Below are 3,789 nucleotides of genomic sequence, written 5' to 3'. Positions count from 1 at the left end.
GCAAGCCTTTGGCAGGAACAAACCAGCCGTGTAATGTTGTGCCGTCTTTGCTGGTAAACTCAACTGCTTGATAAGCCAGCCCTTCTTGCGTGGGCGAGCCGTAATCCACATTATCGGGATAATAAAAGGCATTTTGGGCGCACGATGGCAATAAAAATGCCGCAGTAAGGCATAGTGCCATGGCGACAATCCATTTTTTCATGGTTGTTCCTTTTGGGTTGTCTGAAAAACGGCAAAATCGGTTGATATTTTTGTGGTTCGGGTTTGAGTGGCGTGGGATTGAGTGTCAAAGATTGTGCCATTTGATTGACTTCTCATACGCGCACAATTTTTTGCGTCTGTCTGCTTTCAGGTACATGATTAACAGCAAATCATAACCACCATCACGCGATAAAATGCTGATAATCGCTTGTTTGTCTATGGCGGTAATGTGTCCTAAATAATGGCTTAAATAAAAATCCAGCGCATTTTTACCTGATTTTTCCAAACGAATTAAATGGGCGCGTTTGCCAAAACGCAAAAGCGATTGCACCAATTCAATGGGCAAATGTTTGTGAAGTACGCCCAAAAACAACCAAATATGCGTGTCTTCGGCAGGGATATTGTCCAAATTTTGTGGTTGAATGTTTTCACAATCAATCAGTAGGTGTTTCATGTTCATTACTGTTAATCATTGAATAAGGCTACCTGAAGAGCATTGCGAATAATGTCTTCAGGTAGCCTGAATGCAACAAATAAGCCGTGAATGCGATATTGCATAAAACCGTTAGCCAGAAGATGCTGATAAAGGGCTGTTTTTGGGTTTTGTGGCGGAATAGGTAACGGGCAATGAGTGCGCCCGACCAACCGCCGAATAGGGCTATGGTGTGCAGGTTTCTTTCGGGAATGCGGCTGGTTTGATTGATGGCGCGGCGTTTGTCCGATGCATACAGGGCAAGTGTGATGAGTGAGATGATGGTGTAACCAGCAGCGAGTTTTGGACTGAAACAGGCAATAAGGATTAGCCAAAGCAGGGAAACAGGCGTGGCGATTTTGAGTTTGTCGCGCATGGGGCGCAATAGGGTGTGGTTGCGTTTTTCTTGTTCAGCGACAGCTTGTTGGCGAACAGGGGAGCTGACTTGGGTGGCGGTCCAGCGGTGTTGTTCGGCATCGTAACGTGCTTTGATGATGACGTGTTCGCCAATGGTGGGGCGATGTTTGTGCCAACTTACTGTGCTGATGTGGAAGAAAATGGGTACTTCAGGTAGCCTGTCGGTTTGAATAAAGCCATAGCCTTGTTCATCATGCCATTGGGTAATTTTGCCTGCAACACCGAGATGCAGGTCGGCTTTGGTGGCGTAGTCGGGTGGAGTAGGGTGCATCATTTTGAAAGAACAGAAGAAGTGAATGATGATAGGCGCAAATGGTCAATGTGGTTGTAATGGTTTTTGTTTGTGAACATGAAGGCTACCTGAAGCCCCTTCAGGTAGCCTTTGTGCATCAGGCAAACAACATCATCACAACGCGGCAATCACCGCATCGCCCATTTCGGAACAAGACACCAATTTCGTGCCTTCTTCAAAAATATCGGCGGTACGCAAACCTTGTTCCAACACTTTTTGCACGGCATGTTCAATTTGTTTGGCGCGATTTTCATCGTTCAAACTGTAACGCACCAACATCGCCAGCGACAAAATGGTCGCCAAAGGATTGGCTTTGTTTTGCCCTGCAATATCGGGCGCAGAGCCGTGTGATGGCTCATACAAACCCTTGCCCGTTTCGTTTAAAGACGCGGAGGGCAACATGCCGATGGAGCCCGTCAGCATGGACGCTTGGTCGCTCAAAATGTCGCCAAAAATATTGCCAGTGGCAATCACGTCAAATTGCTTGGGCGCGCGCACGAGCTGCATGGCGGCATTGTCCACATACATGTGGCTTAATTGCACATCGGGGTAATCTTTTGAAACTTCTGTGAAAATTTCTTTCCACAATTCGGTTGTTTCCAAAACATTGGCTTTGTCCACGCTGCACAATTTTTTGTTGCGTTTTTGGGCTGCCTGAAACGAAACGTGGGCAATGCGGCGAATTTCGCTTTCGCTGTATTTCATGGTATTGAAACCTTCGCGTTCGCCATTTTCCAGCGTGCGAATGCCGCGCGGTTCGCCAAAATAAATATCGCCTGTGAGTTCGCGCACGATTAACACGTCTAAACCTGCCACCACTTCGGGTTTGAGCGTGGAGGCGTTTGCCAATTCTTTGTACAACACGGCTGGGCGCAAATTGGCAAACAAATTCAAATCTTTGCGAATCGCCAGCAAGCCGCGTTCGGGGCGCAATGGGCGTTCCAGATTATCATATTGTGGCGAACCCACCGCGCCGAGCAATACCGCGTCCGCTTTACGGCATAAGTTTTGCGTGAATTCGGGGTAAGGCGCACCGTATTGGTCGTAGGCTTCGCCGCCCAAAGGCGCGTAGTCGTATGCCACGTCCAAGCCTTGTTCAATCAATTTGTCCAATACACGCACGGCTTGGGCGATGATTTCTGGACCGATACCGTCTCCGCGTAAGATGGCGATTTGTTTGGTCATTTTTGTTTCCTTTATTGGGGTGTGAAAAAGTCAAATCATCGGCGTTTTTGATTCAGCCAATGGGTGATTTTGGGTTCGATTTGGGCGATAAAAACATAAGTCAAAATGCCAAAAACAATGCTGGAAAAAGCAGTGCTTCTGATGGCTTCATTGAAGGATTGGTTGTCCCAAAAAATCTGGCTCAATAACAGCAAAATGGCATAAATCAAACTTGAAAGCAGGCTGTGTTTTAAGGCAGATTGGGATAATTTCATGGCGTATTTTTGGCCTTTTAAATGGGTACAGATGATGAAGAAAATGGGATATTCATAGGTCTTCGATATGCCAGCAATAGGCCACCTGAAGGCCTTCAGGTGGCCTTTAAACCAATTGTTCGCCCCAATGCAGTTTTTGGCGCAAGGTCTTGTAATATTGATAATCGGTCGGGTGCAGCACGCGCAGGCTGTGGCGGTAGCGGCGGATGATGAGTTTGTCGCCGCAACGGATATCGATGTACGACTGGCCGTCAAAATGCGCTCGAGCGTCCACCGCTTTGCTGATGAAAATCGCAATTTCGCATGAGTCCGATACCGCAATGGGTCGATTGGTCATCGATTGCGGACAAATCGGTACGAGTGTCAAAGCACGCAAAGTGGGTTGCAAAATTGGGCCGCCAGCTGCCAATGCGTAGGCCGTTGAACCCGTTGGCGTGGCAACAATCAGGCCGTCTGAACGTTGGCTATAGACGAATTCTTCGTTAATCATCACTTGAAATTCAATCATTTGTCCAATGCCGCCGCGACTTAACACCACGTCATTTAATGCCAATGCCCTGCCCACCTCTACACCTTCGCGTTCAAGCTGGCACTCGAGCAAAATCCGCTCTTCAGGCAAATATTTGCCTGTGAGCATACCGCTGACCACATTCAGCATTTCATCGGCGGCCACTTGCGTCAAAAAGCCCAAATGTCCTTGATTTACACCAATCAGCGGCACGCGATACGGTGCAAGACACCGTGCCACCGACAACAATGTTCCATCGCCACCCAGTACCACCACCAAATCGCAGTGGCTGCCCATTTCGTCTTTGTCCAACACACGGCATTGTGTCAATAAATCGGCAGCGACAAGCTGTTCATTGGCACAAGCATGGTCAAGATAAACGTGAATGTTTTGCTGTAATAAAAAATTGGCCAATAAAGTGATGCTGTGGCCGATGCCAGCGGTTTGCGGACGCGGAACG

5 protein-coding genes and 1 pseudogene are annotated in these 3,789 nt (G+C 47.9%); all 6 read right to left on the bottom strand.

The window, feature by feature from the left end; all coding sequences use genetic code 11:
- A pseudogene (locus tag Q4B82_RS09355) lies at positions 1-202 on the bottom strand (alpha/beta hydrolase); the annotation flags it as partial.
- Positions 203-286: 84 nt separating this feature from the next.
- Positions 287-655: a PIN domain-containing protein gene (locus Q4B82_RS09350; RefSeq protein WP_303066191.1), complete on the bottom strand. Its 369-nt coding sequence runs from the start codon at positions 653-655 to the stop codon at positions 287-289.
- Between the two features lie 28 nt (positions 656-683).
- Positions 684-1,364, bottom strand: coding sequence for a DUF1294 domain-containing protein (locus Q4B82_RS09345; protein ID WP_303066190.1), 681 nt, complete (start codon positions 1,362-1,364; stop codon positions 684-686).
- A 132-nt stretch (positions 1,365-1,496) separates the two neighbouring features.
- Positions 1,497-2,567: a 3-isopropylmalate dehydrogenase gene (leuB, locus tag Q4B82_RS09340; RefSeq protein WP_303064830.1), complete on the bottom strand. Its 1,071-nt coding sequence runs from the start codon at positions 2,565-2,567 to the stop codon at positions 1,497-1,499.
- Between the two features lie 35 nt (positions 2,568-2,602).
- Entirely contained in the window at positions 2,603-2,821 is a 219-nt protein-coding gene (locus Q4B82_RS09335; RefSeq protein WP_303066189.1) for a hypothetical protein, read from the bottom strand.
- A 106-nt stretch (positions 2,822-2,927) separates the two neighbouring features.
- Positions 2,928-3,764 carry an NAD(+) kinase gene (locus Q4B82_RS09330; RefSeq protein ID WP_303066192.1) on the bottom strand — a complete coding sequence of 279 codons (837 nt, stop codon included), beginning with the start codon at positions 3,762-3,764 and terminating at the stop codon, positions 2,928-2,930.
- Between the last annotated feature and the right edge of the window lie 25 nt (positions 3,765-3,789).

It is taken from the genome of Alysiella sp. (genome assembly GCF_030525755.1).
Lineage (GTDB): Bacteria > Pseudomonadota > Gammaproteobacteria > Burkholderiales > Neisseriaceae > Simonsiella.
Note: the sequence above shows the minus strand (reverse complement) of the source record. Positions and strands in the feature narration are given on the sequence as shown.

Coding starts and splice junctions, on each gene's coding strand:
- Q4B82_RS09345 (WP_303066190.1), bottom strand. CDS start 1,364: ATGATGCACCCTACTCCACCCGACTACGCCACCAAAGCCGACCTGCAT.
- Q4B82_RS09335 (WP_303066189.1), bottom strand. CDS start 2,821: ATGAAATTATCCCAATCTGCCTTAAAACACAGCCTGCTTTCAAGTTTG.
- Q4B82_RS09350 (WP_303066191.1), bottom strand. CDS start 655: ATGAAACACCTACTGATTGATTGTGAAAACATTCAACCACAAAATTTG.
- leuB (WP_303064830.1), bottom strand. CDS start 2,567: ATGACCAAACAAATCGCCATCTTACGCGGAGACGGTATCGGTCCAGAA.